Raw genomic sequence first — 20335 nt, 5'->3', positions numbered from 1 at the left:
ACGCCATATTTATGGTGGCGTAACATGCGCGCACGATTACGCTAAGAGGACACTCGCCTTGGACACACCCAGTAAATACTGGCTCAATAACCTGTCATCCAGGTACAACTTCTAAGGCTATCCTCGAATGCTGATAGCCTTAGTGGTTGTCGGCGACCTTATATCTCGTATATCCCGTCGCAATGAGTCAGACTTTTTAATGGTCTGAAACCTAGTTAGTTTCTGTCTGTGTGCCAACCGAACTGTCCCTGATATTTTTTGCATTGGGAGTACCGGTCATGCTGAGCGCATTTCAACTGGAAAACAATCGTCTGTCCCGTCTTGAATTAGATGAGACCGATAACCTGAGCAATTCTGTTTGGGTTGATTTGGTCGAGCCTGAAGAGAGCGAGCGTCAGCGCGTGCAAACGGAACTTGGTCAAAGCCTGGCAACCCGCCCGGAACTGGAAGACATCGAAGCATCCGCGCGTTTCTTTGAAGACGAAGACGGTTTGCACATCCACTCATTCTTCTTTTACGAAGATGCTGACGATCACGCGGGCAACAGCACCGTGGCATTTACCATTCGTGAAGGCCGCCTGTTTACGCTGCGTGAGCGTGAATTACCTGCATTTCGCCTTTATCGCATGCGTGCCCGCAGCCAGAACATGGTGGACGGCAATGCGTACGAATTACTGCTCGACCTGTTTGAAACCAAAATCGAACAGCTGGCAGACGAAATCGAAAACATTTATAGCGACCTGGAAAAACTCAGCCGTGTAATCATGGAAGGGCACCAGGGCGATGAGTATGATGCAGCACTTTCAACGCTTGCTGAGCTTGAAGATATCGGCTGGAAAGTCCGTTTATGTCTGATGGATACCCAACGCGCTCTTAACTTCCTTGTGCGTAAAGCGCGTTTGCCGAGCGGGCAGCTTGAGCAGGCTCGTGAAATTCTGCGAGATATCGAATCCCTGTTGCCACACAACGAATCCCTTTTCCAGAAAGTGAACTTCCTGATGCAGGCGGCGATGGGCTTTATCAACATTGAGCAGAACCGCATCATCAAGATCTTCTCGGTTGTATCCGTTGTATTCCTACCGCCAACGCTTGTGGCATCCAGCTACGGGATGAACTTTGAGTTTATGCCCGAGTTGAAACTGAGCTTCGGCTACCCGGCGGCGATTATCGTGATGATCCTCGCGGGCCTGGCTCCATATCTCTACTTCAAGCGTAAAAACTGGTTGTGAGATGAAAACGAGAAGGGAGCCGATTGGCTCCCTTTTTTACTTCTGTGCGACCGCGCGCGCTGCTATCCGCGAGTTTCGTTGCGTATAAATAGCATCCAGAATAAACAGCGCCAGCGCTGCCCAGATAAAACCGAAGGTCAGGAGCTTGTCTTTGCCGACGACTTCACCGTAGAACGTCACCGCCAACAGGAACATTAACGTCGGGCCGATGTACTGGAAGAAGCCCAGCGTCGAGAGGCGCAAACGCGTCGCCGCTGCGGTAAAGCACAGCAACGGAATCGTGGTGACCACACCTGCCGCAATCAACATCAGGTTCAGCGACATCGGGTTTTGCCCCATATGGCTGGTGGAACTATCGGCGATGCCAAACAGGTAAATCGCGGCAATTGGCAGCAGCCACAGCGTTTCAACCAGCATGCCGGTCTGCGCATCCACGGCAATTTTCTTACGCACCAGCCCGTAAAACGCGAAGCTAAATGCAAGGCCAAGAGCGATGATTGGTAGCGAGCCGAATGTCCAAAGCTGAACCAGAACACCACAAGCGGCAAGGCCAACGGCGACCCACTGCATTCTGCGAAAGCGCTCACCGAGGAAAATCATCCCCAATAGCACGTTAACCAGCGGGTTGATAAAATAACCCAGGCTTGCCTCGAGCATGTGGTTGTTATTCACCGCCCAGATGAAGAGCAGCCAGTTACCGCCGATGAGCACCGCGGAGAGTGCCATGGCGAATACCTTTTTGCGGTTCTGACAGGATCTCTTTACCTGAGGCCACTGGCGGCTAAGGCTAATTAACACCACCATAAAGAAGAATGACCAAATCACGCGATGCGTCAGAATTTCATCAGCCGGAACATAGTGGATTAATTTGAAGTAAGCAGGTGCGATGCCCCACATAAAATACGCCGCCAGTGCTAGTAATACGCCCTGACGGGTTTGTTTCGCATCCATGAAAAGAACTCGTTGATGAATAGTGTCCTAATTGTATCAGCAATAATTACATCACCCCACCATGTAGGTAGCGGTCGCACTGGCGATATGCAATTGATCTTCGTTGTGTAATTCCACGCGTGCCACGGCCACTTTGCGGCCTGCACGTAGAAGGGTGCTGCTGGCGGTGAAACGTTGCCCGCGCCCCGGACGCAGGTAATCGACACGCAGGTCGATGGTGCCCATTTTCGACAGTCGCTGGCGCAGTTCTTCCTCGCTGATACTGTCATGGCGAGTCAATGTGCTGCCCACGCACACCAGGCCTGCCGCGACATCCAGCGATGACGCAATCACCCCGCCATGCAAAATACTTTGCGCCCAATTTCCTACCATCATCGGCTGATTGTTGAAGCAAAGCTCGGCGTAGTCCTTCTCGTAACGGATAAGCTCCAGGCCCAGCGCCCGATTAAATGGCATGTGATAAACAAAGATTTCACCGACCAGTTGCAGAGCGGCTTCAGGGGTCAAAAATGGGGTAGACATGGATCATCCTCGATCAATACAAAATCACATACCCTTCGCCCTTCAAGATGCAGGGTTGTTGGCTGCTCTCATTCACCCGAATCACTTACTTGAGTAAGCTCATCGGGATTCATTCGATTGCCGCCTACCTGAATCTTGAAGTAGCTTGGGCATAATGTTAATTAATTGTGTATTTTATGCTTCACAATCGTTGATTGCTACTTTAAGAACTGTAGACCGAGCGTCCAGATTAAGAACTATGTAGAATGTGTCCCTGATAATAATTTGAAACCTTTTCTTTCAGGAGAACACCATTGATGCGCAAGTATCTAGGATGGCTGATGGCGGCATGCCTGCTTCCTTCTATGGCTAACGCAGCTGAAGCGACCATAAAGCAAGTGCATGATAAACCGGCTGTGCGTGGCAGCATCATTGCGAATATGCTTCTGGAACATGACAATCCATTCACACTTTACCCGTATGAAACTAACTATCTGATTTATACGGTGACGGATGATCTTAATAAAGAAGCGATCCGCAGTTATAACTGGTCTGATAATGCCCGGAAAGACGAAGTAAAATTCCAGCTTAGCCTCGCGTTCCCTATCTGGCGCGGCATTCTGGGGCCAAACTCAGTGTTGGGTGGCTCATATACCCAAAAATCCTGGTGGCAGTTGTCCAACAGTGGAGAGTCTTCTCCTTTCCGTGAAACCAACTATGAACCGCAGCTTTTCCTCGGTTTTGCGACCGATGAATCTTTTGCCGGTTGGACATTACGCGATGTCGAGTTTGGTTATAACCACGACTCCAACGGCCGTTCAGACCCAACATCCCGTAGCTGGAACCGTTTATACACGCGTCTGATGGCTGAGCACGGTAACTGGATGGTTGAAGTGAAGCCGTGGTATGTGATTGGCAGCACCGACGATAATCCGGATATCACCAAATACCTGGGCTACTACCAATTACGCGTGGGCTACCAGTTTGGCGATGCGATTCTGAGTATGAAAGGGCAGTACAACTGGAATACCGGCTACGGCGGCGGTGAATTAGGTTTTAGTTATCCGGTCACTAAGCACGTACGTCTATATACCCAGCTTTACAGCGGTTACGGCGAGTCATTAATTGATTACAACTTTAACCAGACACGCTTCGGTGTCGGCGTTATGCTTAACGATCTGTTCTAAAAATTTGGCGGTTTTAGTGGTGTGGAAAGCGTGACACAGGCGGAAGTAATTAATCAGGCAGTACTGGCCAGACAGGTTTTGCAAGATACCTTCGGCTATCAACAGTTCCGCCCGGGTCAGGAAGCCATCATCGAAACGGTGCTGGAAGGGCGTGATTGCCTGGTTGTCATGCCGACCGGCGGTGGCAAATCCCTGTGCTATCAAATCCCCGCATTGGTATTTGGCGGGCTGACGGTCGTTGTCTCGCCGCTGATTTCCCTGATGAAAGACCAGGTTGATCAGTTGTTGGCAAACGGTGTTGCGGCAGCGTGTCTTAACTCCACTCAAAATCGCGAACAGCAACAAGAAGTGATGGCGGGCTGCCGTTCCGGGCAGATTCGCCTGTTATACATCGCACCTGAACGGTTGATGATGGATAACTTCATCGACCAAATCAGCCAGTGGCACTTGTCGATGGTTGCGGTTGATGAGGCGCACTGTATTTCGCAGTGGGGACACGATTTCCGCCCGGAATATGCAGCGCTTGGCCAATTGCGCCAGCGCTTGCCTTCGGTGCCATTCATTGCCTTAACTGCTACGGCTGATGACACAACGCGCGCGGACATTGTTCGCCTGTTAGGCCTGCATGACCCGCTAATTCAAATCAGTAGCTTTGACCGCCCGAACATTCGCTACATGCTGATGGAGAAGTTTAAACCTCTCGATCAGCTGATGCGCTACGTGCAAGAACAACGCGGGAAATCCGGCATTATTTACTGTGGCAGCCGCGCCAAAGTGGAAGACACAGCTGCGCGTTTGCAAAGCAAAGGTATCAGCGCCGGGGCTTATCATGCAGGGCTTGAACACCATGTGCGTGCGGAAGTGCAGGAAAAATTCCAACGTGATGACCTGCAAATCGTGGTTGCGACCGTCGCCTTCGGTATGGGCATCAATAAACCCAACGTCCGTTTTGTCGCGCACTTCGACATCCCACGCAATATCGAATCCTATTACCAGGAAACGGGCCGTGCCGGGCGTGATGGCCTGCCTGCGGAAGCGATGCTATTTTACGATCCGGCTGATATGGCGTGGTTGCGTAAATGCCTCGAGGAAAAACCAGTCGGGCAATTACAGGATATTGAGCGCCACAAACTCAATGCAATGGGCGCGTTTGCCGAAGCGCAAACCTGCCGCCGTTTGGTGTTGCTGAATTATTTTGGTGAAGGTCGCCAGCAATCTTGTGGCAACTGCGATGTTTGCCTCGATCCACCGCGCCGTTACGACGGGCTGGTGGATGCGCAAAAAGCACTGTCCTGTATTTATCGTGTCAATCAGCGCTTTGGTATGGGTTATGTCGTGGAAGTCCTGCGTGGTGCCAATAATCAGCGTATTCGCGAGTTTCAGCACGATAAATTACCAGTCTACGGCATTGGTCGTGACCAGACGCACGAGCATTGGGTCAGCGTTATCCGCCAGTTAATTCACCTCGGCGTGGTGACACAAAATATTGCTCAGCACTCCGCGTTGCAACTCACCGCAGCGGCTCGACCATTCTTGCGTGGCGAAGAACCCTTAATGCTTGCGGTGCCACGTATTGTGGCCATCAAATCGAAATCCAGCCCGAAAGTGTTTGGCGGAAACTACGATCGTAAGCTATTCGCCAAATTGCGTAAGTTACGTAAAGCTATTGCCGACGAGGAGAATATCCCGCCGTATGTGGTGTTTAACGACGCCACGCTTATCGAAATGGCCGAACAAATGCCGATTACGCCTGGTGAAATGCTAGGAGTTAACGGTGTAGGTACGCGTAAACTTGAACGCTTTGGGCGTGAGTTTATGGCACTTATTCGCAGCCATGTTGATGGCGAAGATGAGTAGTAGCCAATACCCTTCATTCTTCAAGCTGCAGGGGTGTTGGCTGCACTCACTTACCCCAGTCACTTACTTATGTAAGCTCCTGGGGATAAGTTCCCTAGCCGCCTACCTGCAACTCGAAGTATTTAGGGTATAGTTATTGTCCAATTAATTATCCAGCGAGCTTTCTTATGTTGACGCTTTTTCTGACCGTAGCGGTATTACACATCGTTGCGCTCATCACCCCTGGCCCGGACTTCTTCTTCGTATCGCAAACTGCCGTTAGCCGTTCCCGCAAAGAAGCCATGATGGGCGTACTGGGTATTACCGGCGGCGTTATGGTTTGGTCTGGCGTGGCTTTGCTTGGCCTGAATCTGATCCTGGAAAAAATGGCCTGGCTGCACAGCATTATCATGGTGGGCGGTGGTTTGTATCTGTGCTGGATGGGTTACCAGATGCTGCGCAGCGCACTGAGGAAAGAGAAGCCTTCCGAGGAATTACCCGCTGTAGAACTGGCACATGGTGGCCGCAGCTTCCTGAAAGGGCTGCTGACCAACCTGTCGAACCCTAAAGCCATTATTTACTTCGGCAGCGTGTTCTCGCTGTTCGTGGGCAATGATGTGGGAAGTGCTGAACGCTGGGGTTTATTTGTGATGATCGCGCTGGAAACCTTTGCCTGGTTTACCGTGGTCGCCAGCCTGTTCGCTATGCCGCAAATGCGCCGGGGTTACCAGCGCCTTGCGAAATGGATTGACGGCACAGCCGGTGCGTTGTTTGCCGGATTCGGCATCCACCTGATTATTTCCCGTTAATTTTTTCTGAGATACCCTAAATAATTCGAGTTGCAGGTAGGCGGCCAGGGAGCAAATCCCCAGGAGCTTACTTGAGTAAGTGACTGGGGTTTGTGAGTGCAGTCAACACCCCTGCAACTTGAAGTATGACGGGTATTAAGCCTGGCGTGCTCCCGCAAGGAGTGCGCCAACCAACATAAATAGCGAACCAAAAACTCTGTTCAATGCCTTCATCTGACGCGGCCCCTTAATCCAGCCTGCAATACGTGTCGCAAGCGTCGCATAGCCAATCATCACAATAATATCGACTACTACCGTGGTCACGCCGAGTACTAAATACTGCACCGCCTGTGGCTCGTGTGGAGAGATAAACTGCGGGAAAAGTGCAGCAAGAAAGACGATGCTTTTTGGGTTTGTGAGATTCACAAAAACCGCGCGCTTAAACAGACGGCTGCGTGGTTGGGTAGTCGCCAGAGTATTCAAGTCCAACGCACCCGCGGCACGCCATTGCTGAATACCAAGCCAGACAAGATAAGCGGCACCCGCCCATTTCAAAATTTCAAAAGCCAGCAACGAGTGTGAGAACAGCGCACCAAGCCCAATCCCAACCAGCACAATATGAATCGCAAGCCCCGTTTGCAGCCCGGCAATCGACGCGGCAGCCCCCCGATAGCCGTGGCTAATGGCGGTGGTCATGGTATTAATTGCCCCGGAACCGGGTGACAGACTCAGAATTAATGTGGTTACGAGATAGGTAAACCACCACTCGATGCTCATGTGAAATTCCCTGATCGAACACTTTTATGCCACAATACGCTATTGTTGATGAGCGTGCTACGAATCACAAAAAAGCGATATGACTCAGCATAAAAATGGATGGTCAAACAGGGAAAACGCCTTTGCGGCTTTCACCACGGGTCCGTTGATGGACTTCTGGCGGCAGCGCGAAGAGTGTGAATTTTCAGGCGTCGACGAAGTGCCGGTACGCTACGTACGCTTTCGCGCGCAGAATCACGATAGGGTCATTGTCGTTTGCCCTGGCCGTATCGAAAGTTACGTCAAATATGCCGAACTGGCTTACGATCTTTTCCATTGCGGGTTCGATATTTTAATTATCGACCACCGTGGGCAAGGGCGTTCCGGACGCATGCTTTCGGACTCGCATCGTGGCCATGTGGCGAAATTTAGCGACTATGTCGACGACTTTGACCGCTTTTATCAGCACGAAGTTGCCAACGGCCCCTGGAGAAAACGCTACGCGTTAGCGCATTCCATGGGCGGCGCGATAATTACGCTGTGGCTTGAGAAAAACTCACAATGCTTTGATGCAGTTGCGCTGTGTGCGCCGATGTTTGGTATCGCCTTGCGCTGGCCTGACTGGATGGTGCGCCATATTCTTGATTGGGCGGAAGGCCATCAGCGTATTCGTGAGGGTTATGCAATCGGAACAGGCCGCTGGCGTGCATTACCATTTAGCGTTAATGTCCTGACCCATAGCCGTGAACGTTACCGCCGCAACCTGCGTTTTTATGCTGATGAGCCAGCATTGCGGTTGGGCGGGCCAACGAATCACTGGGTAAGAGAAGGGATACTCGCAGGAGAACAGGTTTTAGCAGGAGCCACTGCTATCACCACGCCGATTTTTATCCTGCAGGCAGAAGAGGAGCGCGTCGTAGATAACCGTGCGCATGACCAATTCTGTGAGATTCGCGCCGCGGCGGGCCACCCTTGTGAGGGGGAAACACCTTACGTCATAAACGGTGCGTATCATGAGATCCTGTTCGAAAAGGACGATATGCGGACCGAAGCGCTGAATGCCGTCATCGCGTTTTTTGACAGGCATAATTAATCTGAATTTAACACCAGAGGTTCCAAATCCTATGTACCATGTCGTTGCGTCTGACTTAGATGGCACGTTGCTGTCCCCTGATCACACACTCTCCTCGTATGCTAAAGAAACGCTGAAATTGCTCACCGCTGAAGGTGTTCATTTCGTCTTCGCAACGGGCCGCCACCATATCGACGTGGGGCAGATTCGCGATAACCTCGAAATCAAAGCCTACATGATCACCTCTAACGGTGCGCGTGTGCATGATACTGACGGCAACCTGGTGTTCAGCCACGATCTCGACCACGACATCGCGCAGGACTTGTTCGGTGTGGTGCATACTAATCAAGATATCGTGACCAACGTCTACCGTGGTGACCAGTGGTTTATGAACCGCCACCGCCCGGAAGAGATGAAATATTTTAAAGAAGCGGTGTTCAATTACACCCTGTTTGAACCAGGCTTGCTGGAAGCTGATGGCGTCAGCAAAGTGTTCTTCACCTGTGATTCACATGAAAAGCTCCTGCCGCTTGAGCAAGCGTTGCTCGCTCGCTGGGGCGACCGCGTGAATGTGAGTTTCTCGACGCTGACTTGCCTGGAAGTGATGGCGGGTGGCGTGTCGAAAGGTCACGCGCTGGAAGCGGTATCCAAAGCGATGGGCTACGGCCTGAAAGACTGCATTTCCTTTGGTGACGGCATGAATGACGCGGAAATGCTGAGCATGGCGGGTAAAGGCTGCATCATGGGCAACGCCCACCAGCGCCTGAAAGACTTGCTGCCAGAGCTGGAAGTTATCGGCACCAACGGTGATAACGCGGTTCCACATTACCTGCGCAAGATGTTCCTCGGCAAAGACTGATTCGTAATAAACGAGTGGTGGATTAATCACCACTCGTCAACCAAATAAACCAACTTCTGCACATTCCCTTCGCTACAATGAAGCATTAATCTCCCGTAGTAGAGACTTCATCGTGCCGTTACTGATCATCACCACTATTCTGTGGGCCTTCTCTTTTAGCCTGATTGGCGAATACCTTGCCGGGCATGTCGACAGCTACTTTTCAGTGCTGATGCGCGTCGGGCTGGCGGCGATAGTGTTCCTGCCGTTCCTGCGCTTTAAAGGCTATAGCGCGAAAACATTGCTGCTGTATATGCTGGTGGGCGCACTGCAACTCGGCGTGATGTACCTGTTTAGCTTCCAGGCGTATCTCTACCTCACCGTTTCAGAATTCCTGCTGTTTACAGTAATGACGCCGCTTTACGTTACGCTGATTTATGACTTGATCAGCGGCAACAAGCTACGTTGGGGCTACGCATTGAGTGCCGGACTTGCGGTGATTGGCGCGGCGATTATTCGCTACGACAAAGTGAGCGATCACTTCTGGATTGGCCTGATGCTGGTCCAGGCGGCAAACATCTGCTTCGCCATCGGTATGGTGGGCTACAAACGGCTGATGGAAACACGCCCGATGCCGCAACGTTGCGCATTTTCGTGGTTCTACCTCGGGGCGGCAGTCGTGGCTGTAACAGCCTGGTTTGCGCTGGGAAATCCGCAAAAACTCCCAACCACCAACTTGCAATGGGGTATCCTGGTGTGGCTTGGCGTGGTGGCTTCCGGGCTGGGCTACTTTATGTGGAACTATGGTGCGACTCAGGTGGATGCGGGCACGCTTGGTATCATGAACAACGTACATGTTCCGGCGGGGCTGCTGGTTAACCTTGCCATCTGGCAAGAACAGCCTCACTGGCCGAGTTTTATTATTGGTGGGTCGGTGATAATGGCTTCGCTATGGGTACATCGCCATTGGGTCGCTCCGCGTTCTTCACAAACGGCAGATGCTCGCAAGCGTGTGAACGCGTCGAGCGAATAAAGGCTTCCGTCACCGGTTGACGCTGTTCGCCATCGCGCACTGCGGCGTACAACCGGCTCCACAGTCCTTCGCCCAGGGTTTTGGTTATGACCAGACCCTGGCGCTCAACATTTTCCACTACCCAATGTGGCAACGCAGCAATCCCCATGCGGGCTGACACCATCTGAATCAGCAACAGCGTGTTATCGACACTTTTCAGCGATGGGCTGACGCCCGCGGGTTGCAGGAAATGGCGCCAGATATCGAGTCGTTGGCGCTGCACCGGGTAAATCAACAACGTTTCGCTGCTCAAATCTTCCGGTTCAATACGCGTTTTGCTTGCCAGCGGGTGATCCGCTGCCAGCACCAGGCGCACTTCATAATCAAACATTGGCGAATAATGCAGACCGCTGCGCGGCAGGATGTCGGACGTTAATACGATATCCAGTTCGCTTTGTTGCAGAGCAGGCTGCGGGTCGAACGTCACGCCAGATTTGAAATCCAGATCCACCTGCGGCCAGGTTTTGTGGAAGTTTTCCAGCGCGGGCGTGAGCCACTGAATGCAGCTATGGCATTCGATGGCGATGCGCAGCGTGGTCTGGTGGGGTTCATTGCAAGCCTGAAGCGCACGGCTTATCTGCGGCAAAACTTGTTCAGCCAGTTGCAATAGCACCTCGCCCTGCGGCGTAAACCGTAGTGGCTGACTTTTACGGACAAACAGGCGGAAACCCAGGCGCTGCTCCAGATCGCTGAATTGATGGGAGAGTGCCGATTGGGTTTGATGCAACGCGGCAGCAGCAGCGGCTAAAGAGCCGCAATTTCGTAACGCCTGTAGCGTCCGCAGATGTTTGATCTCGATCATGAAAGTCCTTCACTTCGGCATGAGCAAATTGCGCTTGAGGAATATACAGTACCTGTTGATTATAGATGTGTAAACATCTGGACGGCTAAATGCGTCGAATAATGAATATTGAGGAAAGAACATGACGATAAAAAATCACACCCTCGGCTTCCCTCGTGTTGGCCTGCGTCGCGAACTGAAAAAAGCACAAGAAAGTTACTGGGCGGGCAACTCCACTCAGGAAGAATTACTGGCGGTAGGCCGCGAACTACGTGCCCGCCACTGGGAACAGCAAAAAGAAGCGGGCGTGGAATTGCTGCCGGTGGGCGATTTCGCCTGGTACGACCACGTTCTGACAACCAGCTTGCTGCTTGGCAACGTGCCGGCTCGTCATCAGAACGCGGACGGCAGCGTCGATATTGATACCTTGTTCCGTTTAGGCCGTGGCCGCGCACCAACGGGTGAGCCTGCTGCTGCCGCTGAAATGACCAAATGGTTCAACACTAACTACCACTACATGGTGCCGGAATTCACTAAAGGCCAGCAGTTCAAACTGACCTGGACACAGCTGCTGGATGAGGTCGACGAAGCACTGGCGCTGGGCCACAACGTGAAACCTGTGCTGCTTGGGCCAGTGACTTACTTGTGGCTTGGCAAAGTGAAAGGCGAGCCGTTTGACCGCCTGAGCCTGCTACAAGATATTCTGCCGGTTTACCAGCAGGTGCTGGCGGAACTGGCAAAGCGTGGTATCGAGTGGGTGCAGATCGACGAGCCGGCGCTGGTGCTGGAGTTACCGCAAGAATGGCTCGATGCGTTCAAACCGGCTTACGACGCGCTGGCTGGTAACGTCAAGCTGTTGCTGACCACTTACTTTGAAGGTGTGACGCCAAACCTGAGCACCATTACGGCGCTGCCGGTTCAGGGTCTGCACGTTGACTTCGTGCATGGCAAAGATGATATCAATGCGCTGCATCAGCAACTGCCAGCCAACTGGCTGCTGTCGGCCGGTGTGATTAATGGCCGTAACGTCTGGCGTGCCGATCTGACTGAGAAATATCAGCAGTTGCAAGCGATTGTCGGCAAACGTGATTTATGGGTCGCGTCATCGTGTTCACTGCTGCACAGCCCAATCGATCTAAGTGTGGAAACGCGACTGGATGCAGAAGTGAAGAGCTGGTTTGCCTTCGCGCTGCAAAAATGTGCCGAGTTGTCTTTGCTGACCGACGCGCTGAACAGCGGTAACACAGAAAAACTTGTTGAGTGGAGTGCGCCGATTCAGGCCCGTCGCCATTCACAGCGCGTACATAATGTGGCAGTCGGAAAACGTCTTGCGACCATTACGGCGCAAGACAGCCAACGCCAGAACAACTACACCGTTCGCGCGCAGGCTCAGCGTCAGCGCTTTAACCTACCAGCGTGGCCGACCACAACCATTGGCTCTTTCCCGCAAACCACTGAAATCCGTGGACTGCGCCTCGACTTCAAAAAGGGAAATCTTGACGCCAACAACTATCGCACCGGTATCGCAGAACATATCAAACAGGCCGTTGCCGAGCAGGAGCGTTTAGGGCTGGACGTGCTGGTTCACGGTGAAGCCGAGCGTAACGATATGGTGGAATACTTCGGCGAGCACCTCGATGGCTTCGTGTTCACCCAAAACGGCTGGGTGCAGAGTTACGGTTCTCGCTGCGTGAAACCACCGGTTGTGATTGGCGACATCAGCCGCCCGGAAGCAATCACCGTGGAATGGGCGAAGTACGCGCAATCCCTGACTGACAAACCGGTAAAAGGCATGTTGACCGGCCCGGTGACGATTCTTTGCTGGTCATTCCCACGCGAAGACGTAAGCCGTGAAACCATCGCCAAACAAATCGCCCTGGCACTGCGTGACGAAGTGGCAGATCTGGAAGCGGCAGGTATTGGGATCATCCAGATTGATGAACCCGCTCTGCGCGAAGGTTTACCGCTGCGCCGTTCCGACTGGCAGGCGTATCTGGAATGGGGAGTGGAAGCCTTCCGCCTGAACGCTGCCGTGGTGCGTGATGACACGCAGATCCATACGCACATGTGTTACTGCGAGTTCAACGACATCATGGACTCCATTGCCGCGCTGGATGCAGACGTGATCACCATCGAAACCTCGCGTTCCGATATGGACCTGCTGGAGTCATTTAAAGAGTTCGAATACCCGAATGAAATCGGACCGGGCGTGTATGACATCCACTCACCGAACGTACCGAGCGTGGAATGGATTGAAGCATTGCTGAAGAAAGCGGCGGAAAGCGTTCCGGCAGAGCGCTTGTGGGTCAACCCGGACTGCGGCCTGAAAACCCGTGGCTGGCCGGAGACTCGCCAGGCACTGGCGAATATGGTGAAGGCTGCGCAGAATTTGCGTAAAGCTTGATAAAGTAAGAAGAGGGGGAATCATTTCCCCCTTAATTAACTGCATTACCTGCTTGCACTAAATCGTTCAAACCACGCCAGCATCCGCACCCAGCCATCCTTTGCCGATTCAGCATGATAGCTCGGGCGGTAGTCCGCATTAAAAGCATGGCCCGCTTCCGGGTAAACGATAATTTCTGCGTTGGCATTAGCGGCACGCAACGCATGGCGCATTGTTTCGACAGTATCCTGTGGAATTCCCGTGTCCTGCCCGCCATAAAGCCCAAGCACGGGCGCATTCAAATTGACTGCGATGTCGGCTGGGTGATGCGGGGAGTTTAATGTCTTTTCGCCCACTAATTTTCCATACCAGGCCACAGCTGCTTTCAACTGTGGATTGTGTGCGGCATACAGCCACGTTATACGGCCACCCCAACAAAATCCTGTCATCATCAAACGATGTGCATCACCACCGTTTCTTGCCGCCCAATTGGCGACGTGATCAAGATCCGCGAGCACCTGTGCATCGGGTACTTTTGAAACCAGCCCGCTGAACAGGGTAGGGATATCGGCATAATCATTGGGATCACCCTGGCGGAAATAGAGCTCTGGCGCGATAGCCAGATACCCTTCCAGCGCCAGGCGACGGCAGACATCGCGAATATGCTCATGCACGCCGAAAATTTCCTGCACTACAATCACGATGGGTAAAGGGCCTGCGGCATCTTTTGGCCTGGCGTGATAAGCAGGCATGTTTTCGCCCTGCGTAGGAATTGAGGTTTCCCCTGCATGAATAGCATCATCTGGGGTATGCAATGCGGTTGACGCAAGAGGGCAGGCCGCTGGCGCAAAATGCCCGCCCGGTGATTTACCTGTATGTTCTTCTTTCATTGGCATTCTCCTTACCAGAATTAGCGCAGTGCGATAACTATAGCTTTTCCCCGTTATTCTTCGAGTGGCTGCTGGATTGTTTAGTCGCACTCATCTCAATATCAGAACTACGAGCGCCACCCCTTTAAATGTGATTTTCATCACTATTGCAGTTGAAAATAATGTAACTTGTTTGATTCAAAGTGAAATGCGTCACGAAATTATTTGTGAGGGTTCTGTACAGTACCCCCATAGCAATGTAAGCCAACCTATTCAACGCAGGAGTTTGTTATGTCCAAGTCTGATGTTTTTCACCTCGGCCTCACTAAAAGCGATCTGCAAGGGGCAACACTTGCCATCGTCCCGGGCGATCCTGAGCGAGTTGAAAAAATCGCTGTGCTGATGGACAAGCCGGTCAAATTGGCTGCCCACCGTGAATTTACTACCTGGCGTGCTGAGTTAGACGGCAAGCCAGTAATCGTCTGTTCCACCGGTATCGGTGGTCCATCAACCTCTATCGCGGTGGAAGAATTGGCGCAGTTGGGTATTCGTACTTTCCTGCGTATCGGGACTACCGGTGCAATTCAGCCGCATATCAATGTTGGTGATGTTCTGGTGACAACTGCTTCTGTGCGCCTTGACGGTGCCAGCTTGCACTTTGCTCCAATGGAATACCCGGCAGTGGCCGATTTTGCGTGTACTACCGCACTGGTTGAAGCGGCGAAGTCTATTGGCGCGACCACACACATTGGTGTGACTGCATCTTCCGATACCTTCTACCCAGGCCAGGAGCGTTACGACACCTTCTCAGGCCGCGTAGTTAACCGCTATAAAGGCTCCATGGAAGAGTGGCAGCAGATGGGCGTGATGAACTACGAGATGGAATCCGCAACACTGCTGACCATGTGTGCAAGCCAGGGTCTGCGTGCAGGTATGGTTGCAGGTGTGATTGTGAACCGTACTCAGCAAGAAATTCCTAACGCTGAAACGATGAAGAAAACCGAAAGCCATGCGGTTAAAATCGTTGTAGAAGCAGCTCGTCGCCTGATCTAGTCCCCCAAAGCCGGTGCAAGCCGGCTTAATTTTTACGCTTTGCGTAACGTCTCGCAGTAAACTCCTTTTCATCTGGACATTTATACAGCACAATTTTATTTTGCTGATGCCTGGTATGACTTTGTGGGAGTGACTGTGGATATTTCTATTTTATTCGGGCTCGGTATTGCACTGGTTGGGGTGCTGACTGGTTGGTTGCTGGCAAGTTTGCGAGCGGCTGGGCTGCAATCCGCACTGCATGAAGAACAAAGAGAAATCTACGGAGAACTGACTGCTGCACGGCAGGAGTTACAGCAAAACCAGCACTGGAGAGAAGAATGCGAGCAACTCAACCGTGAGCTGCGCACTCAGCTTGAAATTAACAGTGCCCAAGAAGCCGATATCCGCGAACTCTCGACGCTGCTTGAACAAACTCGTCTTAATGCAGATGACAAACATCGCCAGATGCTCAACAGTGAGCAGCGCCTCAGTGAACAGTTTGAAAACCTTGCCAATCGCATCTTTGAAAACAGCGGCCGTAAAGTTGAAGAGCAAAATCGCCAAAGTTTGAATGGCTTGCTCTCGCCACTGCGCGAACAACTGGATGGTTTCCGCCGCCAGGTTCAGGAAAGCTTTGGCCAGGAAGCTCGCGAACGCCACACGCTAACCCACGAAATTCGTAACCTTCAGCAGCTTAATGCTCAGATGGCACAAGAGGCACTGAACCTCACCAAAGCCCTGAAAGGGGACAATAAAACCCAGGGAAACTGGGGTGAGGTTGTACTAACACGTGTGCTGGAAGCCTCCGGCTTACGCGAAGGGTATGAATACGAAACCCAGGTAAACATTCAGCTAGAAAATAACAGCCGCATGCAGCCGGATGTCATTGTGCGCCTTCCACAAGGCAAAGATGTGGTTATCGACGCCAAAATGACGCTGGTGGCCTATGAGCGTTACTACAACGGTGACGACGACGTAACTCGTGAAATCGCCCTCAACGAGCATATTGCAGCAGTGCGTAACCACATTCGCATGCTGGGCCGCAAAGACTACCAACAGTTGCCTGGGCTGCGGTCGCTGGATTATGTACTGATGTTTATCCCCGTAGAGCCCGCATTTTTACTGGCGATTGACCGCCAGCCGGAACTTATCAGTGAAGCACTCAAGAATAACATCATGCTGGTTAGCCCGACCACGCTGCTTGTGGCGTTAAGAACGGTTGCCAATTTGTGGCGTTATGAGCATCAAAGCCGGAATGCGCAACAAATTGCCGAACGCGCAGGCCGCCTGTATGACAAAATGCGCCTCTTTGTGGATGATATGTCGGCGATTGGTCAAAGCCTGGATAAAGCGCAGGATAATTATCGACAGGCGATGAAAAAACTCTCTACCGGGCGCGGAAATATTCTGCTCCAGGCTGATGCGTTTCGTGGTCTGGGTGTTGAGGTTAAACGTGAGATTAATCCAGATTTAGTCGAGCAGGCCAGACTTGAAGACGGCGATAACACCGAGCGCCATGAGCATGAAAACGACGAAGAAAAGAACACGGACAACAGTTTAGAGAACCGACGAATCGTCGGTGAGCGTTGAGCTTCGGTTAAACCCTGCAGCTTGAGGCATAGGGCTTTAGGCCCCATTCTGTTACACTTCACAAACATTTTTTGGACAAGCAGGCATTGAGATGGTTGAAGAATCCCAGGAAACAACACACTTTGGCTTTCGCACTGTAGCGAAGGAACAGAAGGCCGATATGGTCGCTAATGTGTTCCACTCTGTAGCCGCAAAATACGACGTAATGAATGACTTAATGTCATTTGGCATCCATCGTATATGGAAGCGTTTCACCATTGATTGCAGTGGTGTTCGTCGTGGTCAGCGCGTACTGGACTTAGCAGGCGGAACCGGCGATTTAACCGCTAAGTTCTCTCGACTGGTTGGCGAAACAGGCGAAGTGGTTCTGGCTGATATCAATGACTCAATGCTGAAAATGGGGCGCGAAAAACTGCGCAACATCGGTGTGGTTGGCAACGTGAACTACGTTCAGGCTAACGCTGAAGCCCTGCCATTCCCGGATAACTTTTTTGATTGCATCACCATCTCTTTCGGTCTGCGTAATGTGACAGACAAAGAGAAAGCGCTGCGTTCAATGTATCGCGTATTAAAACCAGGTGGCCGCCTGTTGGTTCTGGAATTCTCTAAACCGATTATTGAACCACTGAGCAAAGCTTACGATGCGTACTCCTTCCACATTTTGCCACGAATCGGTGAAATTGTTGCGCAGGATGCGGAAAGCTACCGTTATCTGGCTGAGTCTATTCGCATGCATCCTGATCAAGAAACATTGAAAGCGATGATGGAAGATGCGGGCTTTGAAAATACTACCTATTTCAATCTGACCGCTGGCGTAGTTGCTCTGCACCGTGGCTATAAATTCTGACAGGGAGTTCGTGATGCCTTTTACACCTCTGATGACTGCTGGGATTGAAAGTGTCCTTAATACCTTTCTCTGGCGTGACCGGGGATTAAAAGCGGCACGTCAGCGCTTGATGGGCAAGGTGTTACGCGTCGAGCTTAAAGAGTTCTCTTCGCCTCTCGTTTTGGTCTTTAGCGAACAGCAAATTGATGTGCTGGGCCAATGGGAAGGTGACGCTGATTGTGTGGTGAAAACCGCTCTGAGCACCTTGCCAAAATTGCGCGACAGGCAGCAGCTTACGGCGCTGATTCGTAGCGGTGAGTTGGAAGTGGAAGGCGATCTTCAGGTCGTTCAGAATTGGGTTGCGTTGATGGACCTTGCTGAATTTGACCCGGCAGAATTGTTGGCTCCGTATATTGGCGACATTGCTGCGGAAGGCATCGGTAAGGTGATTCGCGGCGGCAGTAAGTGGCTAAAAAAAGTCTTTACCCGTAACCAACAATACCTTTCAGAAGCGATAACTGAAGAGTGGAAGATGGCTCCTGGGTCGCTGGAAGTCGCGTGGTTTGCCGAGGAAACGGCAGCAGTCGAACGCAATGTTGACGCACTCGCTGCGCGACTGGACAAACTGGAGAACAAATGACGCCTGGAGAAATGCGCCGCCTCTATTTCATTATCCGCACTTTCTTGAGTTACGGTCTGGATGAACTGATTCCCAAAATCCGCCTGACACTGCCATTGCGCTTTGGACGCAAGCTGTTGTTCTGGATGCCAAATCGTCATAAAGACAAACTCCTCGGTGAGCGTTTACGCCTGGCATTGCAGGAACTGGGGCCGGTGTGGATTAAGTTTGGGCAGATGCTTTCAACGCGTCGTGACCTTTTCCCACCGCAAATTGCCGATCAACTGGCGATGTTGCAGGACCGCGTTGCACCGTTTGATGGGGCATTAGCCAAAAAACAAATCGAACAAGCGATGGGAGGGCTTCCCGTAGAGGCCTGGTTTGACGATTTTGAAATCAAACCGCTCGCGTCAGCTTCCATTGCCCAGGTACATACTGCTCGCCTGAAAGAGAATGGGCGAGAAGTGGTTATCAAAGTTATTCGTCCGGATATTTTGCCGATCATCAAAGCGGATATGAAACTAATCTATCGTCTCGCACGATGGGTACCGCGTTTGCTGCCTGATGGCCGCCGTTTGCGCCCGCTTGAAGTTGTGCGCGAATATGAGAAGACCTTAATTGATGAGCTAAATCTGCTGCGCGAATCGGCAAACGCCATTCAGTTGCGCCGCAATTTTGAAGGTAGCTCGATGCTGTATGTACCGGAAGTGTTCTCTGACTATTGCAGTCAGGACATGATGGTGATGGAGCGAATTTACGGTATTCCCGTTTCTGATATTGCGATGCTTCATAAGCAGGGCACCAACATGAAACTGTTGGCAGAACGCGGAGTGCAGGTCTTCTTCACCCAGGTTTTCCGTGACAGCTTCTTCCACGCGGATATGCATCCAGGTAATATTTTCGTCAGCTATGAACACCCTGAAGACCCGCAATACATTGGTATCGACTGCGGTATTGTGGGTTCGCTCAATAAAGAAGATAAACGCTATCTGGCTGAGAACTTTATCGCCTTCTTTAACCGTGATTACCGCAAAGTTGCTGAACTGCATGTGGATTCAGGTTGGGTACCACCAGACACGAATGTTGAAGACTTCGAGTTTGCCATTCGTACCGTTTGCGAGCCTATCTTTGAAAAGCCATTAGCGGAAATTTCCTTTGGCCATGTGCTGCTGAACCTGTTCAATACGGCGCGTCGCTTTAATATGGAAGTGCAGCCGCAGTTAGTTTTGCTGCAAAAGACGCTACTTTACGTTGAAGGGCTTGGAAGGCAGCTTTATCCGCAACTGGATTTGTGGAAAACCGCTAAACCTTTCCTGGAAGATTGGATCAAAGATCAGGTGGGTATTCCTGCGCTTATCCGTTCGTTTAAAGAAAAAGCACCGTTCTGGATAGAAAAAATGCCAGAACTGCCAGAACTGATGTACGACAGTTTGCGCCAGGGTAAACAATTACAGCACAGCGTTGATAAAATAACGCGAGATTTACAACGCAATCAGGTACGTCAGTCGCAATCGCGCTATCTGTTTGGGATTGGCGCTACGCTAATGCTAAGCGGGACTTTATTATTGATTAACAAACCAGAATGGGAATTTATGCCCGCCTGGTTGATGGCTGGGGGGATTGTGACCTGGCTGATTGGCTGGCGGCGCTCAACCTGAGTTGTTTTTAATCGTTTTTAACAGACAACGTGCGGTACAATATGCACCGTTATTCTTTTTATCATTATGACTCTGAGGCAACACTATGGGTGGTATCAGTATTTGGCAATTGTTGATCATTGCCGTTATCGTCGTTCTGCTGTTTGGTACCAAGAAACTGGGTTCTATCGGTTCTGATTTGGGCGCATCCATTAAAGGCTTTAAAAAAGCGATGGGTGATGATGAAGACAAAGAGAAAGATAAATCCGTTCAGGATGCTGATTTCACGGCGAAAACACTCGCTGATAAGCAGCCTGGCGAAGTGAAGAAAGACGAAGCAAAGAGCAACGATAAAGAGCAGGTGTAAA

20 protein-coding genes are annotated in these 20335 nt (G+C 51.5%); 15 read left to right on the top strand and 5 right to left on the bottom strand.

What is annotated here, in order from left to right:
• Positions 1 to 58: 58 nt before the first annotated feature.
• Together ysgD and corA are read left to right on the top strand one after the other, a co-directional pair.
• Complete coding sequence (ysgD, locus tag GC128_RS23335; protein ID WP_367597360.1) at positions 59 to 115, top strand: YsgD/CorL family protein; 57 nt, start codon at positions 59 to 61, stop codon at positions 113 to 115.
• 163 nt (positions 116 to 278) lie between these two features.
• A complete protein-coding gene (gene corA, locus GC128_RS21070; protein WP_034461684.1) occupies positions 279 to 1229 on the top strand; it encodes a magnesium/cobalt transporter CorA in 951 nt (316 codons plus the stop codon).
• Positions 1230 to 1265: 36 nt separating this feature from the next.
• Here the strand turns inward: corA and rarD are convergent, their stop codons facing one another.
• Entirely contained in the window at positions 1266 to 2180 is a 915-nt protein-coding gene (gene rarD, locus GC128_RS21065) for an EamA family transporter RarD (protein ID WP_151995941.1), read from the bottom strand.
• A 51-nt stretch (positions 2181 to 2231) separates the two neighbouring features.
• Complete coding sequence (locus tag GC128_RS21060) at positions 2232 to 2702, bottom strand: thioesterase family protein (protein ID WP_064515204.1); 471 nt, start codon at positions 2700 to 2702, stop codon at positions 2232 to 2234.
• Positions 2703 to 2998: 296 nt separating this feature from the next.
• Here GC128_RS21060 and pldA point away from each other — a divergent pair, with 296 nt between their 5' ends.
• The 3 genes from pldA to rhtC all read left to right on the top strand — a co-directional run bounded on the left by pldA (position 2999) and on the right by rhtC (position 6513).
• On the top strand, positions 2999 to 3868 hold the full coding sequence (gene pldA / locus GC128_RS21055; protein WP_151995940.1) for a phospholipase A: 870 nt from the start codon (positions 2999 to 3001) through the stop codon (positions 3866 to 3868).
• A 30-nt stretch (positions 3869 to 3898) separates the two neighbouring features.
• Positions 3899 to 5725 (top strand): ATP-dependent DNA helicase RecQ, encoded by a 1827-nt coding sequence (gene recQ / locus GC128_RS21050; protein ID WP_151995939.1) that lies wholly within the window; start codon positions 3899 to 3901, stop codon positions 5723 to 5725.
• A 167-nt stretch (positions 5726 to 5892) separates the two neighbouring features.
• On the top strand, positions 5893 to 6513 hold the full coding sequence (gene rhtC, locus GC128_RS21045) for a threonine export protein RhtC (RefSeq protein WP_151995938.1): 621 nt from the start codon (positions 5893 to 5895) through the stop codon (positions 6511 to 6513).
• Positions 6514 to 6648: 135 nt separating this feature from the next.
• Here the strand turns inward: rhtC and rhtB are convergent, their stop codons facing one another.
• The gene (gene rhtB, locus GC128_RS21040; RefSeq protein WP_151995937.1) at positions 6649 to 7269 is read right to left on the bottom strand and encodes a homoserine/homoserine lactone efflux protein; all 621 of its coding nucleotides are present in this window, start codon (positions 7267 to 7269) and stop codon (positions 6649 to 6651) included.
• Positions 7270 to 7348: 79 nt separating this feature from the next.
• Here rhtB and pldB point away from each other — a divergent pair, with 79 nt between their 5' ends.
• The 3 genes from pldB (at position 7349) to GC128_RS21025 (ending at position 10191) form a co-directional block, all read left to right on the top strand.
• Complete coding sequence (gene pldB / locus GC128_RS21035; RefSeq protein ID WP_151995936.1) at positions 7349 to 8341, top strand: lysophospholipase L2; 993 nt, start codon at positions 7349 to 7351, stop codon at positions 8339 to 8341.
• 31 nt (positions 8342 to 8372) lie between these two features.
• Positions 8373 to 9179, top strand: coding sequence for a sugar/pyridoxal phosphate phosphatase YigL (gene yigL / locus GC128_RS21030; RefSeq protein ID WP_151995935.1), 807 nt, complete (start codon positions 8373 to 8375; stop codon positions 9177 to 9179).
• Between the two features lie 112 nt (positions 9180 to 9291).
• Positions 9292 to 10191: a carboxylate/amino acid/amine transporter gene (locus GC128_RS21025; RefSeq protein WP_151995934.1), complete on the top strand. Its 900-nt coding sequence runs from the start codon at positions 9292 to 9294 to the stop codon at positions 10189 to 10191.
• Here GC128_RS21025 and metR read toward each other — a convergent pair.
• Positions 10079 to 11032 carry an HTH-type transcriptional regulator MetR gene (metR, locus tag GC128_RS21020; protein WP_151995933.1) on the bottom strand — a complete coding sequence of 318 codons (954 nt, stop codon included), beginning with the start codon at positions 11030 to 11032 and terminating at the stop codon, positions 10079 to 10081. The two genes, GC128_RS21025 and metR, sit on opposite strands and share 113 nt — an antisense overlap.
• A 121-nt stretch (positions 11033 to 11153) precedes the next feature.
• On the opposite strand from metR, the gene metE reads away from it, so the two are divergent.
• Entirely contained in the window at positions 11154 to 13415 is a 2262-nt protein-coding gene (gene metE, locus GC128_RS21015) for a 5-methyltetrahydropteroyltriglutamate--homocysteine S-methyltransferase (protein WP_151995932.1), read from the top strand.
• Positions 13416 to 13459: 44 nt separating this feature from the next.
• Here the strand turns inward: metE and GC128_RS21010 are convergent, their stop codons facing one another.
• Positions 13460 to 14284 carry a dienelactone hydrolase family protein gene (locus tag GC128_RS21010; protein ID WP_151995931.1) on the bottom strand — a complete coding sequence of 275 codons (825 nt, stop codon included), beginning with the start codon at positions 14282 to 14284 and terminating at the stop codon, positions 13460 to 13462.
• A 270-nt stretch (positions 14285 to 14554) separates the two neighbouring features.
• On the opposite strand from GC128_RS21010, the gene udp reads away from it, so the two are divergent.
• The 6 genes from udp (at position 14555) to tatA (ending at position 20334) form a co-directional block, all read left to right on the top strand.
• Entirely contained in the window at positions 14555 to 15316 is a 762-nt protein-coding gene (gene udp / locus GC128_RS21005) for a uridine phosphorylase (protein WP_034461657.1), read from the top strand.
• A 135-nt stretch (positions 15317 to 15451) separates the two neighbouring features.
• Complete coding sequence (gene rmuC, locus GC128_RS21000; RefSeq protein WP_151995930.1) at positions 15452 to 16885, top strand: DNA recombination protein RmuC; 1434 nt, start codon at positions 15452 to 15454, stop codon at positions 16883 to 16885.
• Positions 16886 to 16976: 91 nt separating this feature from the next.
• A complete protein-coding gene (gene ubiE, locus GC128_RS20995) occupies positions 16977 to 17732 on the top strand; it encodes a bifunctional demethylmenaquinone methyltransferase/2-methoxy-6-polyprenyl-1,4-benzoquinol methylase UbiE (RefSeq protein WP_034492146.1) in 756 nt (251 codons plus the stop codon).
• Positions 17733 to 17745: 13 nt separating this feature from the next.
• Positions 17746 to 18351 carry a ubiquinone biosynthesis protein UbiJ gene (gene ubiJ / locus GC128_RS20990; protein WP_151995929.1) on the top strand — a complete coding sequence of 202 codons (606 nt, stop codon included), beginning with the start codon at positions 17746 to 17748 and terminating at the stop codon, positions 18349 to 18351.
• Positions 18348 to 19988 carry a ubiquinone biosynthesis regulatory protein kinase UbiB gene (gene ubiB, locus GC128_RS20985; protein WP_151995928.1) on the top strand — a complete coding sequence of 547 codons (1641 nt, stop codon included), beginning with the start codon at positions 18348 to 18350 and terminating at the stop codon, positions 19986 to 19988. Before ubiJ ends, ubiB begins: the two co-directional genes overlap by 4 nt.
• An 85-nt stretch (positions 19989 to 20073) precedes the next feature.
• On the top strand, positions 20074 to 20334 hold the full coding sequence (gene tatA, locus GC128_RS20980) for a Sec-independent protein translocase subunit TatA (RefSeq protein ID WP_034492140.1): 261 nt from the start codon (positions 20074 to 20076) through the stop codon (positions 20332 to 20334).
• Position 20335: the final 1 nt, after the last annotated feature.

The sequence above is a fragment of the Buttiauxella massiliensis genome, assembly GCF_902500225.1.
In the GTDB taxonomy this organism is placed as follows: Bacteria; Pseudomonadota; Gammaproteobacteria; order Enterobacterales; family Enterobacteriaceae; genus Buttiauxella; species Buttiauxella massiliensis.
This window is presented reverse-complemented; position numbering and strand designations above follow the sequence as displayed.